Raw genomic sequence first — 17454 nt, 5'->3', positions numbered from 1 at the left:
CGAACGTGTGCTGCAGGTACAGCAGCCCCGCCACCAAGCGTGGGGGCAAGGCTGGCCGGCCGCGGCTGGAAGTGAACGACACCCCGAACGTGCGCTCGATCTCGGCCCAATCGATCAACTCGGCCAGCTTGACCAGCGGGTGTTTCATGTTGATCTGCTCGTCCAGCCGTGGACGGAACAGCTCTGCCGTTTGCGGTTGCGAAGGGTTCGGGGCCATCGGACTCCTCGGAGGAATTTGCAAGAAAACAGGTACTGACAAAACCATACCTTGCAAATCCGGCGCCCATCAATCAGCAAAACTGCGCACCAGATCAATGACTTGCGGGTTGTTCAGGGCGGACTGCTTATTCGTAAATCTTATAAATTCAGACAAACCCCACTTCCGATCATTCGACCTCACAGCAATAAACTTTATATCATTTAGCTGGAAATTAATTAATCTCCAATCTATTACGACGCCCCAGTGTCCATTAACTTTTTCAGCATGGATTTGATAGCAATTTTTTTTCTCATTACAGAGAAAAAAATCCGCCTCCCCAGTAGAAACTCCTTCAGAAAATTTAAAAGTTCTTAGCATTGGGATTGACAATTCCGCAGAAGAAATTCCGAGTTTTTTCTCCACTTCATTTTTTGCATATTCGTAGACAGGCGATGACTCAATCATTTTTCGCCCAACAAATGAAACAAGAATTGTTATGCAAATTAGGATTAGCACAGTAATTCCAAATTTTTTAATCAAATCGGATTCTCCAATTTATCGACATGTACATTTATCTTTTGAATTAGCCCGCGTTACAGCGGTGAACTGAACACCTCCAGCAGCTTCAGCCTTGACCCCCCATTTTTTTCCAAAAGAGTAATCAAACCAACTTAGCCCCCCGTAAGGTCTACCCGTTTTTACGCCAGTGCCAGCATTTGCAGTTATGACATCAAGATTGGAGCCTACTCCGCTTACCGTGGCCTTTCCAAATAGCTCTACAAAAGTTTGGTCGTCATTACATTCGACAAGTGCAGCTTGACCCGTTGGCAAACCACCATCTGGAGACCAAGTAACGCCACCCCCAACTCCATAGCCAAATTGCATACTTAAAAAGCCTCTTTGAACGCTCGTGTCATAACCGAAACTGAAATTCATACCTGCACCCCAGAATCCACCGATGTCAACTGCCCAGAGGCCCGTTGGATCAGCAAGCGATATTGGATTTCCCCCAACATACCCAAACCGGTTCCATCCGCCCTCCAGCCCAATCGGATCTGCTTGGATGTACCGCCCCGACACTTGGTCGTAGTACCGATTCAGGTTGTACGCCAGTTGGGTCTCCTCATCCCACACCTGCCCCGGATACCGCAGGTCGAACTTCACGGCCTCTGCATAGGCGGCACTGCCTTGCCCGCTCTGCGCATAGCCGGTCGCACCGGTCGTCGGGTTGGCCTCTCCAAACCCCGTGATCAGCCATTGCCAGGCCACCTGCCCCTGCGTGTTGGTGAGGCGCCTTGGCGTGTTCAGGTGGTCCGCATCGATGGCGTACAGCCGTCCGTCGATCTGCGCCGCAACGGGCATCGGTCCTGCTGCCGTGGGCAGGTAGATGATCTCGGTGCTGTCCATCTCGCCCGCCGGTGCTGCACTGTCTGCGCTCCTTCGGCTGCCGTATTGGCCCAGCACGGTGCTGCCGATGCCGTCTTCGGCATAGACGGTCTGTTGCGTGATCGCCGGGTTGTTCGACCCCGACAGCCTTGCGTCGCTCTTGAACACCCGCTGGCCCAGGGCGTTGTAGGTGTAGCTCACCGCCAGCGGGTTCGCTGCGTCGGGGTTGGGCCCTGCCTTGGCGATGCGCCCATCCACGCCGTAGTGCAGGTAGCTGTCGCCCTTCCTGGTGATCGATCCGGTGGCGTCGTGGTTGTAGCTGACGTTGGTCGTCTGCGCGCTGCCGCCCGCGGACGTGAAGGTCTGCGTGTAGCCGCCCAGCCGGTTGCTGCCGCTGGTGGCGCTGTAGTCGCGCTGCAGCGTGGCGGTGCCCGCTGCCGTGCTGCTGCTGTAGTAGCTCTGGCTGCGGTTGCCGTTGGCATCCCACGCGTAGCCGCTGGCGTTGGCTCCGATGGTGTCGCTCAAGGCGCTACCGCTGGGCAGCGTGAGGCCAGCCGGGGCGCTGTGCGCGCTGGCGGTGAGCCGCCCGCTGGCGTCGTAGCTGTACGCGCTGGTGAGCGGCACCTGCTGGGCCACGGTGCCGCTTTGCGTGGGCAGCATGTGCTGCTGGGTGATCTGCGCGATGCGCCCGGCGCTGTCCCAGGTGAGCTGCAGCAGGGCGCTGGCGGCCAGTTGGCCTGCGCTGGTGTAGCTGCGCTGCTCGGCCAGGGGCACAGGATTGCCGGGGGTCTGCGCAAAGCCCGGCCATTGCCAGCCGGTGGCCTGGCCCAGCGGGCTCCAGGTGATGGCGCTGACCAGCGGCTGGCCGTTCCACTGCAGCCCGTTGAGCTGGCCGGTGGCGTCGTACTGGTGCACCAGCTGGCGACCGCTGGCGTAGGTGATGCGGGCGATCTGCCCGGCGCCTGCGCTGCCGGCGGGCACGTACTCGTAGCCCACGGTAGTGCTGGTGCTGCTGCCCCCGTTTGCATTGGACAGGACCTGGGTGCGCGCGGTGATGCGCCCTTGCGCGTCGCGCTGGTAGCGCGTGGTGACATCCGCGTCCTGGATCTCGCTCAAGGACCCCACGCTGGCGCTCGCGCTGCCGCTGGCGTTGTACTGGGGCCCGGGCAGGTCGTAGCGCAGCACGGTGGTGCGGTTGGGTGCTTTAAAAGAATTTCTTAAGATTCAGATGGATATGGCAGCGCAACCTGCTTTTCCTCACATATTTTTTCAAAATAATCTAGAACTTCTTTCAAGTGATCCCGCATATCATTTAACTCTACCATTGCATTTTCAACCTGTCCTGATTGCAAAATTTCAGAAGTCTCCTTAATTTGAATAAATAATGAATGAAGACTATCACCTTGAAAAACAACTCCAGGGAATTTTCTATCCGGCAGCTGTACCACAGCATAATTAATTGGCGCTCCAAGGAGCTCTACATGCTTATTCATAATTCACCTATTTGGGAAAAAATTAATATAGGGCAAATTTACATCCACCCCGCCTCTATGAAAATCCTGATTTCTAGGCTCACCAATTCCCCTGGGACCTTCTGGCAAAGAACCACTTAGACTATGCACAGTACGTCTTGTAGTGGAAGCGGGCACAACGTAATCCCAGTCAGACAAAGCCCCAGCATTGCCGCTAGCACGACTACCAACAACAGAAATGCCGACCCCGGTTCTATTCGCAGCATTTTGTATTCTTAATATTTCTTGAGGCGTTAAGTTAGAAATACTTGCGCCCCCTCCTGCTATAGGAGAGTAGCTTGAGGAACAGGCGCCTGCATTTTGCAAGCGCTGCAAAGTTCCCTGCAACTGACCAACATTCGCAGCGGTAAACCCCTGTCCCGGCATCGACGCATAGCTATAGGAATAGTTGGGCTGATACTGCCGTATTTGGCTGGTGAGGCTTGCTCCTTGAAAATTCAATTGCGCTTGCCCCCAACTCACGGCTGGAGTGCTTGAGCGCCTTTGAAGGCCCTCATCATCCGCAAAGTTCAGTGGATCGCCACCCACATACCCGAAGCGATTCCACCCCCCATCCAGCCCGATCGGGTCGGCCTGGATGTACCGCCCCGACACTTGGTCGTAGTACCGGTTCAGGTTGTACGCCAGTTGGGTTTCCTCATCGAACACCTGCCCCGGATACCGCAGGTCGAACTTCACGGCCTCTGCATAGGCAGCATTGCCCTGCCCGCTTTGTGAGTAATTGGTAGCTCCCGTCGTCGGGTTGGCCTCCCCGAACCCCGTGATCAGCCACTGCCACGCCACTTGGCCCTGCGTGTTCGTCAGGCGCCTTGGCGTGTTCAGGTGGTCCGCGTCAATGGCGTACAGCCGTCCGTTGATCTGCGCCGCAACGGGCATCGGTCCTGCTGCCGTGGGCAGGTAGATGATCTCGGTGCTGTCCATCTCGCCCGCCGGTGCCGCACTGTCCGCACTCCTTCGGCTGCCGTACTGGCCCAGCACAGTGCTGCCGATGCCGTCTTCCGCATAGACGGTCTGTTGCGTGATCGCCGGGTTGTTCGACCCCGACAGCCTTGCGTCGCTCTTGAACACGCGCTGGCCCAGGGCGTTGTAGGTGTAGCTCACGGCCAGCGGGTTCGCTGCGTCGGGGTTGGGCCCGGCCTTGGCGATGCGCCCATCCACGCCGTAGTGCAGGTAGCTGTCACCCTTTCTTGTGATCGAGCCGCTGGCGTCGTAGTTGTAGGCCACCGTGCTGGTGTGTGCGCTGGCGCCCGCTGGGGTGAAGGTCTGCGTGTAGCCGCTCAACCGGTTACTGCCGCTGGTGGCGCTGTAGTCGCGCTGCAGCGTGGCGGTGCCCGCTGCCGTGCTGCTGCTGTAGTAGCTCTGGCTGCGGTTGCCGTTGGCATCCCACGCGTAGCCGCTGGCGTTGGCTCCGATGGTGTCGCTCAAGGCGCTACCGCTGGGCAGCGTGAGGCCAGCCGGGGCGCTGTGCGCGCTGGCGGTGAGCCGCCCGCTGGCGTCGTAGCTGTAGGCGCTGGTGAGCGGCACTTGCTGGGCCACGGTGGCGCTTGGCGTGGGCAGCATGTGCTGCTGGGTGATCTGCGCGATGCGCCCGGCGCTGTCCCAGGTGAGCTGCAGCAGGGCGCTGGCGGCCAGCTGGCCTGCGCTGGTGTAGCTGCGCTGCTCGGCCAGGGGCACGGGGTTGCCGGGGGTTTGCGCAAAGCCCGGCCATTGCCAGCCGGTGGCCTGGCCCAGCGGGCTCCAGGTGATGGCGCTGACCAGCGGCTGGCCGTTCCACTGCAGCCCGGTGAGCTGGCCGGTGGCGTCGTACTGGTGCACCAGCTGGCGACCGCTGGCGTAGGTGATGCGGGCGATCTGCCCGGCGCCTGCGCTTGCGGCGGGCACGTACTCGTAGCCCACGGTAGTGCTGGTGCTGCTGCCCCCGTTTGCATTGGACAGGACCTGGGTGCGCGCGGTGATGCGCCCTTGCGCGTCGCGCTGGTAGCGCGTGGTGACATCCGCGTCCTGGATCTCGCTCAAGGACCCCACGCTGGCGCTCGCGCTGCCGCTGGCGTTGTACTGGGGCCCGGGCAGGTCGTAGCGCAGCACGGTGGTGCGGCTCACCCCGCCCAGGCTGCTCACGATCTGCGTGGGCCGGCCCAGCGCGTCGCGCGTGATGCCGGTGGCTCGCCCCAGCGCGTCGGTGATGCTTTGCGGCAGGCCCAGGCTGTCGTAGGTGCTGCTGGCCGTGCCGCTGTCGGCGCTGGCTTCCTGCCGGGCGTTGCCCAGCGCATCCCGCGTGTAGCTGGTGGCCACGCCTTTGAAGTCGCTGGCCTGCGTGATGGCGTCCTGGGCGTTGTAGACCAGCGCAGCACTGGCGTTCTGGGCGTTGGTGATGGTCTTCACGCGCCGCAGGGCGTCCAGCGCGAGCGTGGTGCTGCGGCTGGCGCCGCCCACGGTCTCGGTGCTGCGGATGAGGTCGCCGTTGGCATCGTAGCCATAGCCGGTGGTGCTGAGCGTGCCCGTGGCGGCCGAGCCGATGGTGATGCTTTCCACGCGATTGAGGCTGTTGATGGTGCGCGCCACCGTCCAGGCGGCCTGGCCTTGCGCATCGGTGATGCTCTCGGCCACGCGGTTGCCCATGCCGTCCAGGGTGTAGCTGGCGCTCGCTCCCCGGTTGTCGCTCCACCCGGTCAGGCGCTGGGCGGCGTCGTAGGTGTAGCTGGTGGCGTAGCCGCTGGCCAGGCTGGCACTGGCCAGTTGGCCGCTGGCGGTGTAGGTGAACGTGGTGGCTTCGCCGCCGCGCTGGGCACGGGTCAGCCGCCCGCGCGGGTCGTATTGGTAGGTGTTGACCAGGCCCGTGGGCTCGGTGTGGGTGAGCACCCGGCCATCCTTGTCATAGGCATTGAAAATTGCGGTTTGGCCTAATGCATTGGTAATGGACTTTAAATCACCTGACGTACGACTATCACTGGACTCCGAATAATACGCATAGGTGGTAATAGCCCCACCCGGTGAAGTTTCAGTGAGAATCTGCCCGAATTGGTTATAGGTATAACTCCACTCTCGAGCAATCGAATCCAAAACAATGGAGGCATTGAAACCAGAAACACCATTACCGTCGGACGTTTCACGTTCAGTGCGTTTGCAAAGCACAGCAATCGGTTTTCCACCTGGCAAAGTGGCAGAACCAGGTGCGCATGAAACCACGCCTCCAGAAATCGGATCTGGCTGTCCATTAAAAGATAGATACGTAATACGCAGAGGCTCAGCAACGGCGATTGGCAAGGCCCAGTCTGGGTGCCAGCGAACCGATGTTTTTGCAACATTAGCAGGAAGGTAATCTTGAGAATTTAGAAAATAATAGCAATTGCTGCCTGAAGTCAGTCCACGAATGCTAACGGTTCTTAACTTTCTAGAATTCTCATATGCGAAGCAGCTTCTATTACCAGAATAATCGGTTTCACTAACAATATTTGCCGCGCCATCATATTGAACTTCAGAAGTCGCTGAAGTGTTTGGTGATGCCGGATTAGGTTGCGAGGTTGCAGCCGGCCAAGGCGTTGCCCCGACAGTTTGATAATAAATTGAGCGCTTCGTCCCTAGAGGATCTTTTACCTCCCTACGATCGCCGTCATAACTAATGTCGTACCTCAGTACATTGCCTGCGTGCGACGTACTGAGAGCCTTGCCAGAACAATCGTAAGAATAACTAGCAAATTGCTGTCCAGATTCATCTATAACCGCTGTCAACAAATTGGTCACGGGGTTCCCCGGAGCGCCCGCAGCGCAATTACCCCCTGAGTTTACAGAAGCTAAATCATATTTATATTGCTTGGCATGACCATCAGGAAACTCGACACGCTCCAAATTTCCAAGAGTATCGTAGAAGTATTTAAGCGACTTTCCCCCAGGCGTTTCAATTGCGGAAAGCCGCCCTTCGGCATAGGTAAAACTAAGCTTTCTCCCAAAAGCATCGGAGACAACAGATGGGCCAGGAACGCTGGCAGACTGAGATCCGTAGGAAAAACTTTGACTTTGTGTGCCATCAATATTTACGGTGCGAACGAGGCGTCCATCCGCATCGAAAACGCTGATTTTGCTGCCACCTGAATAAACAGACAGTTGCTGATCGGGGATTAAAACAACCCTCTCCGGCATGTCTGTGCTAGAGGGCGCAATACCGCTACCCGATTTATCGAATGTTTTAACTCTTCCCTCGGCGGTTTTCCATATACTCGCTTGGCGATTGCCTATATCAGGATTCTTGGTTATATTAAAACACTTTTCGCGAAGAGCCCCCAACGCGTCATAGGCATACCCAACAAAACACCTGGTAGATTCCGGCTTAATAGAGCTATCAATCCAGCGCTCATTGATTACAGACGAAAAATAACCAACGTCGCTTCTGTAGGTCCGCTGGAAAGCAAGACCAGATGGTCCTCCCACATAGTCCGATTCAACTTGGAACTTCTGACCAGTTCCGGGGTGTATGGGGTTTCCAACGGAATGGCAATCCGAACACGACTGAGTGTCGGGAACAATAACTTCACAATAGCTAATTGGCCCTTCACTTGAGGAAGAACTTCTCAACAATGCCTCTCCAAAACCTTGTGCCGGCCCCCTATAGATAATAGGACACCTCATTCCTACTTCAGCAATCGCTGCAAAGGTGTTTTCTCGTTGTGGCTCATTTATCGCCAAACTATAATACCGCTGGAAAAATCCATTAATCTTATAACCGTCCGCCTGAACAGGACCAGCTGAATAACACTCGGTGGACCCGTCATCTTTCACTCTGCAGGCGCTGGCTTGATATCGAGTGATTGCAGCGCTCATCGCAGGCCCAGGAGTTTTAAACTCGCCATCAATCTTTGTGAGGCCAATTCCCCATCGCGCTACCCAGAAAATTTCAGGTTCGATTGCCAAGGTGTAGGACCTGACCATTGGAGAAGTAACCACGGAAAAAAACATAACCAATGCTTTAATCCATCGATCAAACCTGAATCTCTTCATTTCAATTCCTGTATAAGTACTACGCTATTAGTACAGAAGAAACCATTACCGGGCACCGACGACCTTGCTGAATGCCTATTCCACCTAGGTCCGCGCGCTGGCGAATTAGTTTGCCAACGCTTTGAGTGAGCCACTGCCGCGTTAACAATGGCGATAGTAACTGAAAATCAATGAGAATAGTAACTGGGTTCGAGTATCAAAACTCCGCATGCACCCGCACCGAAACCACATCCACCGGCCCCCGATCCCGGTTGTACCCAGGGTGCACGATGTGCTGCGCCCCCAGCGACACCGCTGACTGCAGCGGCCCGCCCGGCATCGGCACCGGTACGAAAGTCAGCCGGTAATACGCTTCCCACACGCGCTCGCTGCCGTAGCGCAGGGCGCCGTCGCCCAGGAACGCCCCAAGCCCGCCGGCTGCCAGATAGTTGCGGTGGTCGGCAGACAACCCGTTGACCGCCACAGCGGCGCCCACGCGGTCGGCAGCACGGCCCCAGGCGCCACCGCCGATCTGACCGCCGAAGGACAGCTGGCGGTCGATTTCGGCGAAGGCATACGTTTCCTGGCGGCCGCTGCTGCGGCTGGCGCGCACGAAGACGCCGGCGTCTTCGGCCAGCGGGGCTTCCAGCGTCAGGGCCCAGCCGGTCTTGGTCTGCAGGCGGCGCACTGCGCCGACGTCGGGCGTGCCGCCGCTGATCTGCGACGCGCCCAGCGCATCGGCAAATGTCCCCATGACGGCGCGGTTGCGGAACAGCAAGGCCCGGCCACGCAGCGGGCCGGCGGGCAGGGCCACGGGCAGGTCGGTTTCGGCCTCGATCTGGTCGCCGTAGTGCTTGGTCCACGAGCGGTCGAGCGGCTGGCCGTTGGATTCGCGCGGCTGCAGGGCGCGGCCACCGCGCACGGCCCATTGCGGCGTGCGGTATTCGAGGATGCCGGCCCAGGTGTAGCCGCGGGCATCGGCCGCATAGTCCCACGCGCCAGGGGTCAGGAACGACCAGTTGAAGAACTGCTCACGCGGATCTTTGGCGTAGGGGTTGTTGTCGAAATAGTCCAGCAGCGAGATGTTGCCGGCCACCAGGGTCCAGCGGCGCGCGCTGGCGGTGCCGCCCAGTTCGTTGAAATCGGACTCGATGCGCTCGGTCTCGCCGCCCGCGTCCCAGCGCTGCAGCAAGAACAGTCGCGCGCGATAGGCCTTGATCCGCGCGCCCGAAGTGCGGGCCAGCTCACCGTTGGACAGGCCGCCCGCGCCCGACAGGTGCGACAGCGGAACGCCCTGCCCGGCCTCGGGGTTGAAGTGGATCTGCCCACCGGCCCAGGGCCGCAGCCCGAGGTCGGCGGTGGCGGTGAAGGAATACGAGCGCTCGGCCGTGGGCACCAGGCTGTTGGGGCCGGTATAGGGGGCGTCGAACGAGGGCTTGTGCTGCCACACGTAGGTGGTCTGTGCGTGCAGGGCCCAGCGCGGCGGATCGTCATCGGGCCGTTCGTCGGCCGCCGCAGAACCGGCGGGCGCGGGCGCAGCGCAGGCTGGGCCGGCAAAGAACAACAACACCATGGCGGCACTGCCGAGCGCGGCGTGCAGCACGCGCGTCGGGGCCGGGCCACGGACGAGAAGAGGGAAGAAGGACGTCAGCATGCGGCGGCATTCTGGCAGTCCAACATGGCCGTCGCGTGTACGCGCGGCCGACGCACGAATCAGCGTGGTTTTTTGCGCACAGGCAGGGTGGCGGCGGCGCTGCCGGAGACCTTGCCGCCCAGAGAGGGAGGCAGATGGGGCAGCGGACTGGGGGCGGAGTCGACCACGGGCGCCGCGTCTTGATTGTTGTCGTGCGAACCGACGGAGGGATCGGCAGGCCCGGAAGTGGGGGCCGCCGCATCTGAGGACCCCGAGGGCGACACCGGTGCGACAGCAGCCACTGGCGTCTGCGCTCTGCCCAGTGCCGAAGGCATCGAGCGGCGCCAGGCCTGGATCACCACTTCATTGACGAACTGCCGGTCCAGCCACAGCCACAGCACCATCGGGGCGAGCGTGGGCAGCACCAGCACGCCCACCTGGTAGCCGTACACCAGAGCCTCCAGCTGCCACTGGGCGACCCGGAGCACCCGCACGTCGAGCTGCGCCGTGAGAACGACCTGCATGAGCAGGTGCATCACCAGGCTGAAGGCTTGCAGAGGCACAAGCAGCGCAAAACCCGCCAGCGCGCGCCAGGTGCGGCCCGGACCACGCGCGGACAGCAACAGGGCCAGAAAGATAGGCAGGCCATAGGCATAGCGGCCAGGATCGGATTCGACGGTGATCTCGACCAGGCGGTTGCCGGTCTGCGGTGTGGCGACGGCCACCGAGGTATCGACCTCGATCGCGCCGGGACGCAGCCGCACCTCGCGCACCCAGCCCGGCGCGCCGTGCTCCAGCGCCGCCGAGGCGACCATGCCCACGGGGTACGAGGTCCAGGGCGACACCCGGATCCACAGCAGCGTGAGCAGCACGACCCCGGCGAACAGGCCGAGGATGAAGATTTTCAGGCTGGCGGCGCGGCGCATGCGGGGCCGCGGATCAGGCTGGAACGGCAGCGGAGGAGGACGGTGCAACGGCCGGCGGCGCGGACGGCGGCTCGTTGGGCGGCGAACCCGCCGAACCCTGGCGGCTGCCCGCACGCACCCACAGCAGCCAGACGATGAGCACGTCCACCATGATGAGCGCCTGCCAGAGGTATTCGTGGGCGAAGTTGAAGACGGCGGTGTTCCATTGCCCCAGGTAGAACAGGCTGATCACGCGCACGATGTTCATCGCCTGCACGGCCACGAACCCGGCGACCAGCCCCATCAGCTTGTGGCGCCAAGTGGCCGGAAACGCCAGCACGGCCGCAAAGAGCACGATGCACGCCTCGATGCCGTTGCAGCCCGCTTCGATCGACACGCCGAAACCCGTGGACTGGTTCCAGAGCACCTTGCCCGACGCAGCGGCAGAGCTGTCGAACCATGTCACCAGCGTGGCACAGATGCGCGCCAGCAGCGCCGTCCACGGCAGCACCAGGTGCTGCTGCACCCAGCCCAGCATGTTGATGCCGAACATCGAAAGCTGCAGGGTCAGGAAGATCAGGAAAAAGCGCAACATGCCGGGAAGGCTCCGCAGAGTGGGAAAAGGATCGGACGGTGACCGGGACCGCCGCACATTATCCAGGCAGCCCGCCCTGGGATGCCAGTGGAAAAGCCTGTGGATGTGCCGCTACCTCCGGTAGCCCAGCGGCTTTTGTGCTGCCGCATGAGCAGAGGCAGCGCTGCACGCCCATCAGCGAGTTACCGCGCTCACAACAATTAGTCACCAACTCTGTGATATTCCCAGTTGATTAATGACTATGCTGCGTTGCTTCTGGCGCGGGGAGGCCACATGCCAGAGCACCTTCAAATCACACAAATTAATAATGCTTCAAATTGATCCACAGGGAATGGTTGCCGCATCTCGAGTACAGCCACGGAGGTTCACCATCATCGAACGCTCACCAATGAGTTCTATTACCGGGATTGTTGTTCATCAAACTGGCTCTTCAAACGAAGAAAGCGTTTTCGCGAGCTACAAGCTGGGCGGAAATGGTGCCCATTTCCTAATAGCCAAGAATGGCACTCTCTACCAGACGGCATCTGTTAATTACCGGACGAACCATGTCGGTCCGCTGAAAGCCCGATGCCTTGTAGAGCACCGTTGCACAGCTGCTGCATTTAAAAAATCCAACACATTTCCGCAAAATAGTGCCGTGGAACGCATGAACAAAATTGAAATGTCAAAATCCGTGCCAATACGGTATCCCAGCAATACCGACTCCATCGGCATAGAAATAGTTGGAATTTCTTCCCTACCCCCTGGGGTCAAAATGCCTTCGGGGTTAAGCAAGGTTCAGCAGGATGCCTTCATGGGAGAAAAAGCCGTTTATGAACCAATTACCACAGCACAAAACAATTCTCTGCGGTGGCTCGTTGACGAACTGATCAGCACGCTCCAATTGAACGCCGAAGAGGTTCATCGACATCCAGACGTGAGCCGAAAAAACGCGACGGAAGCGAGTACCGCAATATGGCGCTGAAAACCCCTGCCATCGCGGCGTTGTGCATCGCTGCACATCTTTGCCCGTCCCATGCCCAGCAGCCGCAGCCTCACGCAGCTGCGCGCAAGCCTTCGTCCATCGCCGCGGTCGCATCCGTCGAAATCACGCGGGCCACGGCACAAAGCGCGGCGGGGGAAACCGCCCCGTGCACAGGCACCCGGCCGCTGGCGGAGCACGACGTCCGCCGATTCCTCGCCCATGCGCGGCCCATCGACCGGCGGGCCTATCTGCACGACCATTTCCTCACGGGCGATTGCTACACGGAAGCCCGGGTCCGCTTCAAGGACGGCCGCATGGCCACGCTGGGCATCGCCAACGATGCGGGCACCGCCCTGCTCACGCCGGTTCTGCGGGGCAAGGAACAGGAGCACGGGCGCACTCTGCGCTGTGAGGAGTGCATCGGCCTGCTGGACCTGCCGGACCGCGAGCTACCGAAGTAACGAAGTAACGAAGAACCTGCTGCACCGGCGCTGCAGCGGCCCGCATCGTTGCCGCCGGACGAAAAAAAGCCCGGCTTTTCAAAAAAGCCGGGCTTTCGCTGGCGATCTGATCCCGTTCGATTGCTATTTATTTAATAGCAATACACCCTAGTGAATCATGCGCTGGAGGCCTCTCAGACCAACAGTGCATTCACCCGCTTCACATACGCTGCCGGGTCTTCCGGCAGGCCGCCTTCGGCCAGCAGGGCCTGGTCGAAGAGGATGTGCGCCAGGTCGTGGAAATGCACGCTGCCGTCCAGCTTCTTGACCAGCGCGTGCTCGGGGTTCACTTCCAGCACGGGCTTGGATTCAGGCGCCTGCTGGCCGGCCTGCTTGAGCATGCGCGCCAGTTGGGTGCTCATGCCGTCGTCCTGCACGACCAGGCAGGCGGGCGAATCCACCAGGCGGGTCGTGGCGCGCACGTCGTCGGCCTTGTCCTTCAAGGCTTCCTTGAGCTTGGCCAGCAGCGGCTTGAAGGCTTCGGCGGCTTCCTCGGCGGCTTTCTTCTCGGCCTCGTCCTGCAGCTTGCCGAGATCGACCGCACCCTTGGCCACGGACTGCAGCGGCGTGCCGTCGAAGTCCTGCAGGTAGTTCAGCGCCCACTCGTCCACGCGGTCGGTCATCAAGAGCACTTCGATGCCCTTTTTCTTGAAGACTTCGAGCTGCGGGCTGTTCTTGGCGGCGGCCAGCGTGTCGGCGGTGATGTAGTAGATGGCGTCCTGGCCTTCTTTCATGCGCGCCTTGTAGTCGGCGAACGAGACGGTGACGGCATCGCTTTGCGTGGAGGCGAAGCGCAGCAGCTTGGCCAGGCGCTCGCGGTTGCCGAAGTCCTCGCCCAAACCTTCCTTGAGCACGGCGCCGAACTCGGCGTAGAAAGCGGTGTACTTGCCCTCCTTGGCCTTGTCTTCGTCGCTGACCACATCGGTCACGCCGTCAGCGCCTTCGCCGGCGGTGTGCTTGTCGTGCTTGGCCAGGTCTTCCAGCATGGAGAGCACGCGCTTGGTGGAGCCTTCGCGGATCGCGCGCACGTCGCGGCTTTCCTGCAGCAGCTCGCGGCTTACGTTGAGCGGCAGGTCGCTGGAGTCGATCACGCCCTTCACGAAGCGCAGGTAGGTGGGCATGAGCGCCTCGGCGTCGTCCATGATGAAGACGCGCTTGACGTACAGCTTCACGCCGGCCTTCTTGTCGCGGTTCCACAGGTCGAACGGCGCCTTGGCGGGCACGTACAGCAACTGGGTGTACTCGGTGTTGCCCTCCACGCGGTTGTGGCTCCAGGTGAGCGGGTTCTCGTGGTCGTGGCTGATCGCCTTGTAGAAGTCCTGGTACTGCTCTTCGGTGATGTCCTTCTTGGGGCGGGTCCACAGGGCGCTGGCCTTGTTGACGGTTTCCCATTCGCCGGTCTTGACCATGCCGCCGGGCTGGCGGCCGCCGTTTTCATCGCCCGGGGTGATCAGCTCGCCCTCTTTCCACTCTTCCTTTTCCATCAGGATGGGCAGGCTGATGTGGTCTGAATACTTGCCGATGATCGACTTGATCTTCCAGGCGTTCAGGAACTCTTCGGCATCGTCGCGCAGGTGCAGGATGATGCTGGTGCCGCGCTGGGGGCGGGTGATGGCCTCGACCTCGAACGCGCCCGTGCCGCCGCTGATCCAGCGCACGCCTTCTTCGGCCGGCAGGCCGGCGCGGCGCGATTCCACGGTGATCTTGTCGGCCACGATGAAGCCGGAATAAAAGCCCACGCCGAACTGCCCGATCAGCTGGCCCTGCTCGGACGCGGTGGCCTTCTGGTCGCCCGAGAGCTTGCCCATGAAGTCCTTGGTGCCGCTCTTGGCGATGGTGCCCAGATGGTCGATGGCCTCTTGCTGGCTCATGCCGATGCCGTTGTCGGTGATGGTCAGCGTCTTGGCGTCCTTGTCGAAGGCCACGCGCACTTCGAGGTTGGGCGCGTCCTCGTACAGCGCATTGTTGTTGAGGGCCTCGAAACGCAGCTTGTCGCAGGCGTCGGACGCATTGGAGATCAGCTCGCGCAGGAAGATTTCCTGGTTGGAGTACAGCGAATGCGTGACCAGGTGCAGCAGCTGCGCCACTTCGGCCTGAAAGGAATGGGTCTGTTTGCTCATGGTGTGGATTCGGAGGTCTGGGTCATTCACAAAAAGAGGGATGCCCCGCCAATTAGGGGCAGGCGCCGCATTATCAAGGCTCAGGGATTCGCCCCGGACAGGCGCCGGGACCATGGCAGTGAACTCAAGCGTTGCGCTGCGTTCCAACCGGCAACTCCCCGTCAACCGCCGGCCAACCGCCGGTCACACGGAACTGGACCCATGCGCAAATTCCGAAGGCTTCTGCTCCGCCCCCTGCTCAGGCTCCTGCTCCCTGCGGTGCTGGGCGTGCTGCTCTGGCCCGCCTCGCCCTCCTGGGCACAAGTCGCCGGCCGTCCCGAAGGGTTCGCGGCGCAGGTCACGGGCGGCGGCCAGGCCGAGGCCGTCCGGCCCCCATCGCTGCAAGCGTTGGAACGCGCCTTGTGCGATCGCTTCGAGGGCGGCCGATGCATCGACCAGGCCCCGCGCGTGATCGTGCTGGACCATCTCTTCGACTTCAGGGGCTCCATGCCCGCCAACGGCGCGCCGCGCACCACCGAGACGGGTTGTATGGCCTTCGCCTGCAAGGACGGCGCGCCGAGCCAGGGCCAGCAGGCCTTGAACGTGGCCCACTTCTGCGACGGCCGCCCGGCAGCGCAGGTGAGCTATGACAACGCGGGCCGGGTGCCGCTGCAGGTGGGCTCCAACAAGACCATCGTCGGCGTGGGCGGCAACGCGGGCATCGCAGGCCGCGGCCTGCGCATCGGCGATGGCAACCACAACGTGATCGTCCAGAACCTGCGCATCACCGACATCAACCCGGACGTGATCTGGGGCGGCGATGCGCTGACCCTGGACGGCGCCGACGGTGTCTGGGTGGACCACAACCTGTTCGCCCGCATCGGGCGCCAGATGGTGGTGACGGGATTCGGCAGCGCCACGCACATCATGCTGTCCCGCAACGAGTTCGACGGGCGCACCGCCCATTCGGCCACCTGCGATGGGCGCCACTACTGGCTGTGGCTGTTTTTGGGCGCGCAGGACACGATCACCGTGGCCCGCAACTACGTTCACGACACGTCGGGCCGCGGCCCGCATGCGGGGGGCATGAAGAACGCCACCGTGGCCGCGCACCTGGTCAACAACTATTTCGAAAACATCGGCGGCGAAGGCGCGGCCATGCCCCTGACCGCCACGGCCCGCCTGCTGATGGAGGGCAACTATTTCGACCATGTGAGCCAGCCCGTGTACCGCTACCCGCGCGCGCCGGGCCCGGGGCTGGCCTTCGCCCCGTTCGCCGCCGGACCAGGCGATGCGGATGGCGGCCTGTGCCGGCGGACCATCGGGCGGGACTGCGTGCCCAACGGTCAAACCGCCAGCGGCACGGCCTATCAACCGCTGGATGCCCAGGCGATCGACGCCTTCAGCGCCTGGCGCGAGTCGCTCGTGGTGCCGGACTCGTTCGCCGAGACCGCCCGGACGGTGCGCAGCCAAGCGGGCGTGGGCGTGGTGGGAGCCGCCCCCGGCACCCGTCCGGCGCCAGCGCTGCGTTGAGGCATGGCGCCGATCATGGGAGCGGACGAGAGATGCTATCAATTACATAGCATCCACCGCATGATTCCCTAGGGCGCAAGGGCAAAAACGCTCAAACCCCGCGCGCTTTTTTAGAACTTCTCGTTCGCGCCCAGATAGCGCCACTGCCCCACGGGCAGGTTGCCCAGCGTCACCCGGCCGATGCGGATGCGCTTCAAGCCCACCACCTTCAGGCCGACCAGTTCGCACATGCGGCGGATCTGGCGCTTCTTGCCTTCGTTGAGCACGAAACGCAGTTGCTCGGGGTTCTGCCAGTCCACGCGGGCGGGCTTGAGCGGCTGGCCGTCCAGCGACAGGCCGTGGCACAGGCGGGCCAGTTGCTCGGCGGGGAAGGCCTCCTGCACGTTCAGCGCCACGTCGCCGTACTGCACGCGCACCAGGTATTCCTTGTCCACCTCGGAGTCTTCGCCGATCAGGTGGCGCGCCACGCGGCCGTCCTGCGTGAGCACGAGCAGGCCGACCGAGTCGATGTCCAGCCGCCCGCAAGGCGCCAGGCCGCGCAGTTGCGGCGGCGAAAAGCGCATGCGGCTCGGGTCCTCGCGCCAATGGGTGCGCGGGTTGATGAGGGCGACGGCGGGCGTGTGGCCGTCTTCGGCCTGGCCGCTCACGTAGCCCATGGGTTTGTGCATGAGGATGGTGACCTTCTGCTCCTGAAAACCCTGCGCCACGCGCTCGACCTCGATGCGGTCGGTGGGCAGCACTTGCAAGCCCATGGGCGCCACTTCGCCGTTGACCTTGACCCAGCCCTGCGCGATCCAGTCGTCGGCCTCGCGGCGCGAGCACAGGCCCAGTTCGGCCATGCGCTTGTTCAGGCGCGAGGTGCCGCCCTCCCCTGCGCGCCCTGGTCCGGATCTCGGTGGCGCGCCTGTTCCCGTGCGGCTGGCGGCAGGCCGGCCCGGTGCCGACGCCGCGCGCTGCGGACCTGCGGCGGGCAATGGCGGGCGCGACCACTCGGGTGACCGTGGCGTGGACGGGGGTGCGGAACGGGGAGCGGAGCGGGAGCCCGGCGGCGAGCCGGGTTGGTACGCAGGCGACGATCCGGCAGGCCGTGCCCCGGCAGCCGGCTTGCCGCGGTAACCCTGCTGCGCGGGTGCGCCG

At 61.8% G+C, this 17454-nt stretch carries 14 protein-coding genes; 4 read left to right on the top strand and 10 right to left on the bottom strand.

Annotated features, from left to right (window positions below):
* From BLT03_RS16970 to xrtH, 8 genes are all read right to left on the bottom strand, one after another.
* Positions 1–217 (bottom strand): transposase (locus BLT03_RS16970; RefSeq protein ID WP_491907768.1); only part of this gene is annotated, 217 nt, incomplete at its 3' end.
* 69 nt (positions 218–286) lie between these two features.
* Positions 287–739 (bottom strand): hypothetical protein, encoded by a 453-nt coding sequence (locus BLT03_RS24040; protein WP_139160431.1) that lies wholly within the window; start codon positions 737–739, stop codon positions 287–289.
* Between the two features lie 15 nt (positions 740–754).
* Positions 755–2770, bottom strand: a complete 2016-nt coding sequence (locus BLT03_RS16965; RefSeq protein WP_092744939.1) for an RHS repeat-associated core domain-containing protein — start codon at positions 2768–2770, stop codon at positions 755–757.
* A 32-nt stretch (positions 2771–2802) separates the two neighbouring features.
* Positions 2803–3078, bottom strand: a complete 276-nt coding sequence (locus BLT03_RS16960; RefSeq protein ID WP_092744938.1) for a DUF6959 family protein — start codon at positions 3076–3078, stop codon at positions 2803–2805.
* A gap of 3 nt (positions 3079–3081) precedes the next feature.
* Positions 3082–7254 carry an RHS repeat-associated core domain-containing protein gene (locus BLT03_RS25025; protein WP_281243308.1) on the bottom strand — a complete coding sequence of 1391 codons (4173 nt, stop codon included), beginning with the start codon at positions 7252–7254 and terminating at the stop codon, positions 3082–3084.
* Positions 7255–8305: 1051 nt separating this feature from the next.
* Positions 8306–9742, bottom strand: a complete 1437-nt coding sequence (locus tag BLT03_RS16950) for a carbohydrate porin (protein ID WP_092744936.1) — start codon at positions 9740–9742, stop codon at positions 8306–8308.
* A gap of 59 nt (positions 9743–9801) precedes the next feature.
* Positions 9802–10647: an exosortase H-associated membrane protein gene (locus BLT03_RS16945; protein ID WP_092744935.1), complete on the bottom strand. Its 846-nt coding sequence runs from the start codon at positions 10645–10647 to the stop codon at positions 9802–9804.
* 13 nt (positions 10648–10660) lie between these two features.
* The gene (gene xrtH, locus BLT03_RS16940) at positions 10661–11221 is read right to left on the bottom strand and encodes an exosortase H (protein ID WP_092744934.1); all 561 of its coding nucleotides are present in this window, start codon (positions 11219–11221) and stop codon (positions 10661–10663) included.
* Positions 11222–11609: 388 nt separating this feature from the next.
* Between xrtH and BLT03_RS16935 the strand changes: the two genes are divergently transcribed.
* Both BLT03_RS16935 and BLT03_RS16930 read left to right on the top strand, forming a co-directional pair.
* Positions 11610–12185 carry a peptidoglycan recognition protein family protein gene (locus BLT03_RS16935; protein ID WP_245711433.1) on the top strand — a complete coding sequence of 192 codons (576 nt, stop codon included), beginning with the start codon at positions 11610–11612 and terminating at the stop codon, positions 12183–12185.
* Entirely contained in the window at positions 12176–12646 is a 471-nt protein-coding gene (locus BLT03_RS16930) for a hypothetical protein (protein ID WP_092744932.1), read from the top strand. Before BLT03_RS16935 ends, BLT03_RS16930 begins: the two co-directional genes overlap by 10 nt.
* Positions 12647–12819: 173 nt before the next feature.
* Here the strand turns inward: BLT03_RS16930 and htpG are convergent, their stop codons facing one another.
* Positions 12820–14805, bottom strand: a complete 1986-nt coding sequence (htpG, locus tag BLT03_RS16925; RefSeq protein ID WP_092744931.1) for a molecular chaperone HtpG — start codon at positions 14803–14805, stop codon at positions 12820–12822.
* A 201-nt stretch (positions 14806–15006) separates the two neighbouring features.
* On the opposite strand from htpG, the gene BLT03_RS16920 reads away from it, so the two are divergent.
* Positions 15007–16317, top strand: coding sequence for a polysaccharide lyase family 1 protein (locus BLT03_RS16920; RefSeq protein WP_092744930.1), 1311 nt, complete (start codon positions 15007–15009; stop codon positions 16315–16317).
* Between the two features lie 110 nt (positions 16318–16427).
* Here BLT03_RS16920 and BLT03_RS16915 read toward each other — a convergent pair whose 3' ends face one another.
* The gene (locus BLT03_RS16915; protein ID WP_092744929.1) at positions 16428–17156 is read right to left on the bottom strand and encodes a pseudouridine synthase; all 729 of its coding nucleotides are present in this window, start codon (positions 17154–17156) and stop codon (positions 16428–16430) included.
* Here BLT03_RS16915 and BLT03_RS24035 point away from each other — a divergent pair.
* Positions 17155–17433 carry a hypothetical protein gene (locus BLT03_RS24035; protein ID WP_139160430.1) on the top strand — a complete coding sequence of 93 codons (279 nt, stop codon included), beginning with the start codon at positions 17155–17157 and terminating at the stop codon, positions 17431–17433. The genes BLT03_RS16915 and BLT03_RS24035 overlap by 2 nt on opposite strands.
* The last annotated feature ends 21 nt before the right edge of the window (positions 17434–17454 follow it).

This window comes from Paracidovorax valerianellae (assembly GCF_900102625.1).
In the GTDB taxonomy this organism is placed as follows: domain Bacteria; phylum Pseudomonadota; class Gammaproteobacteria; order Burkholderiales; family Burkholderiaceae_C; genus Paracidovorax; species Paracidovorax valerianellae.
Note: the sequence above shows the minus strand (reverse complement) of the source record. Positions and strands in the feature narration are given on the sequence as shown.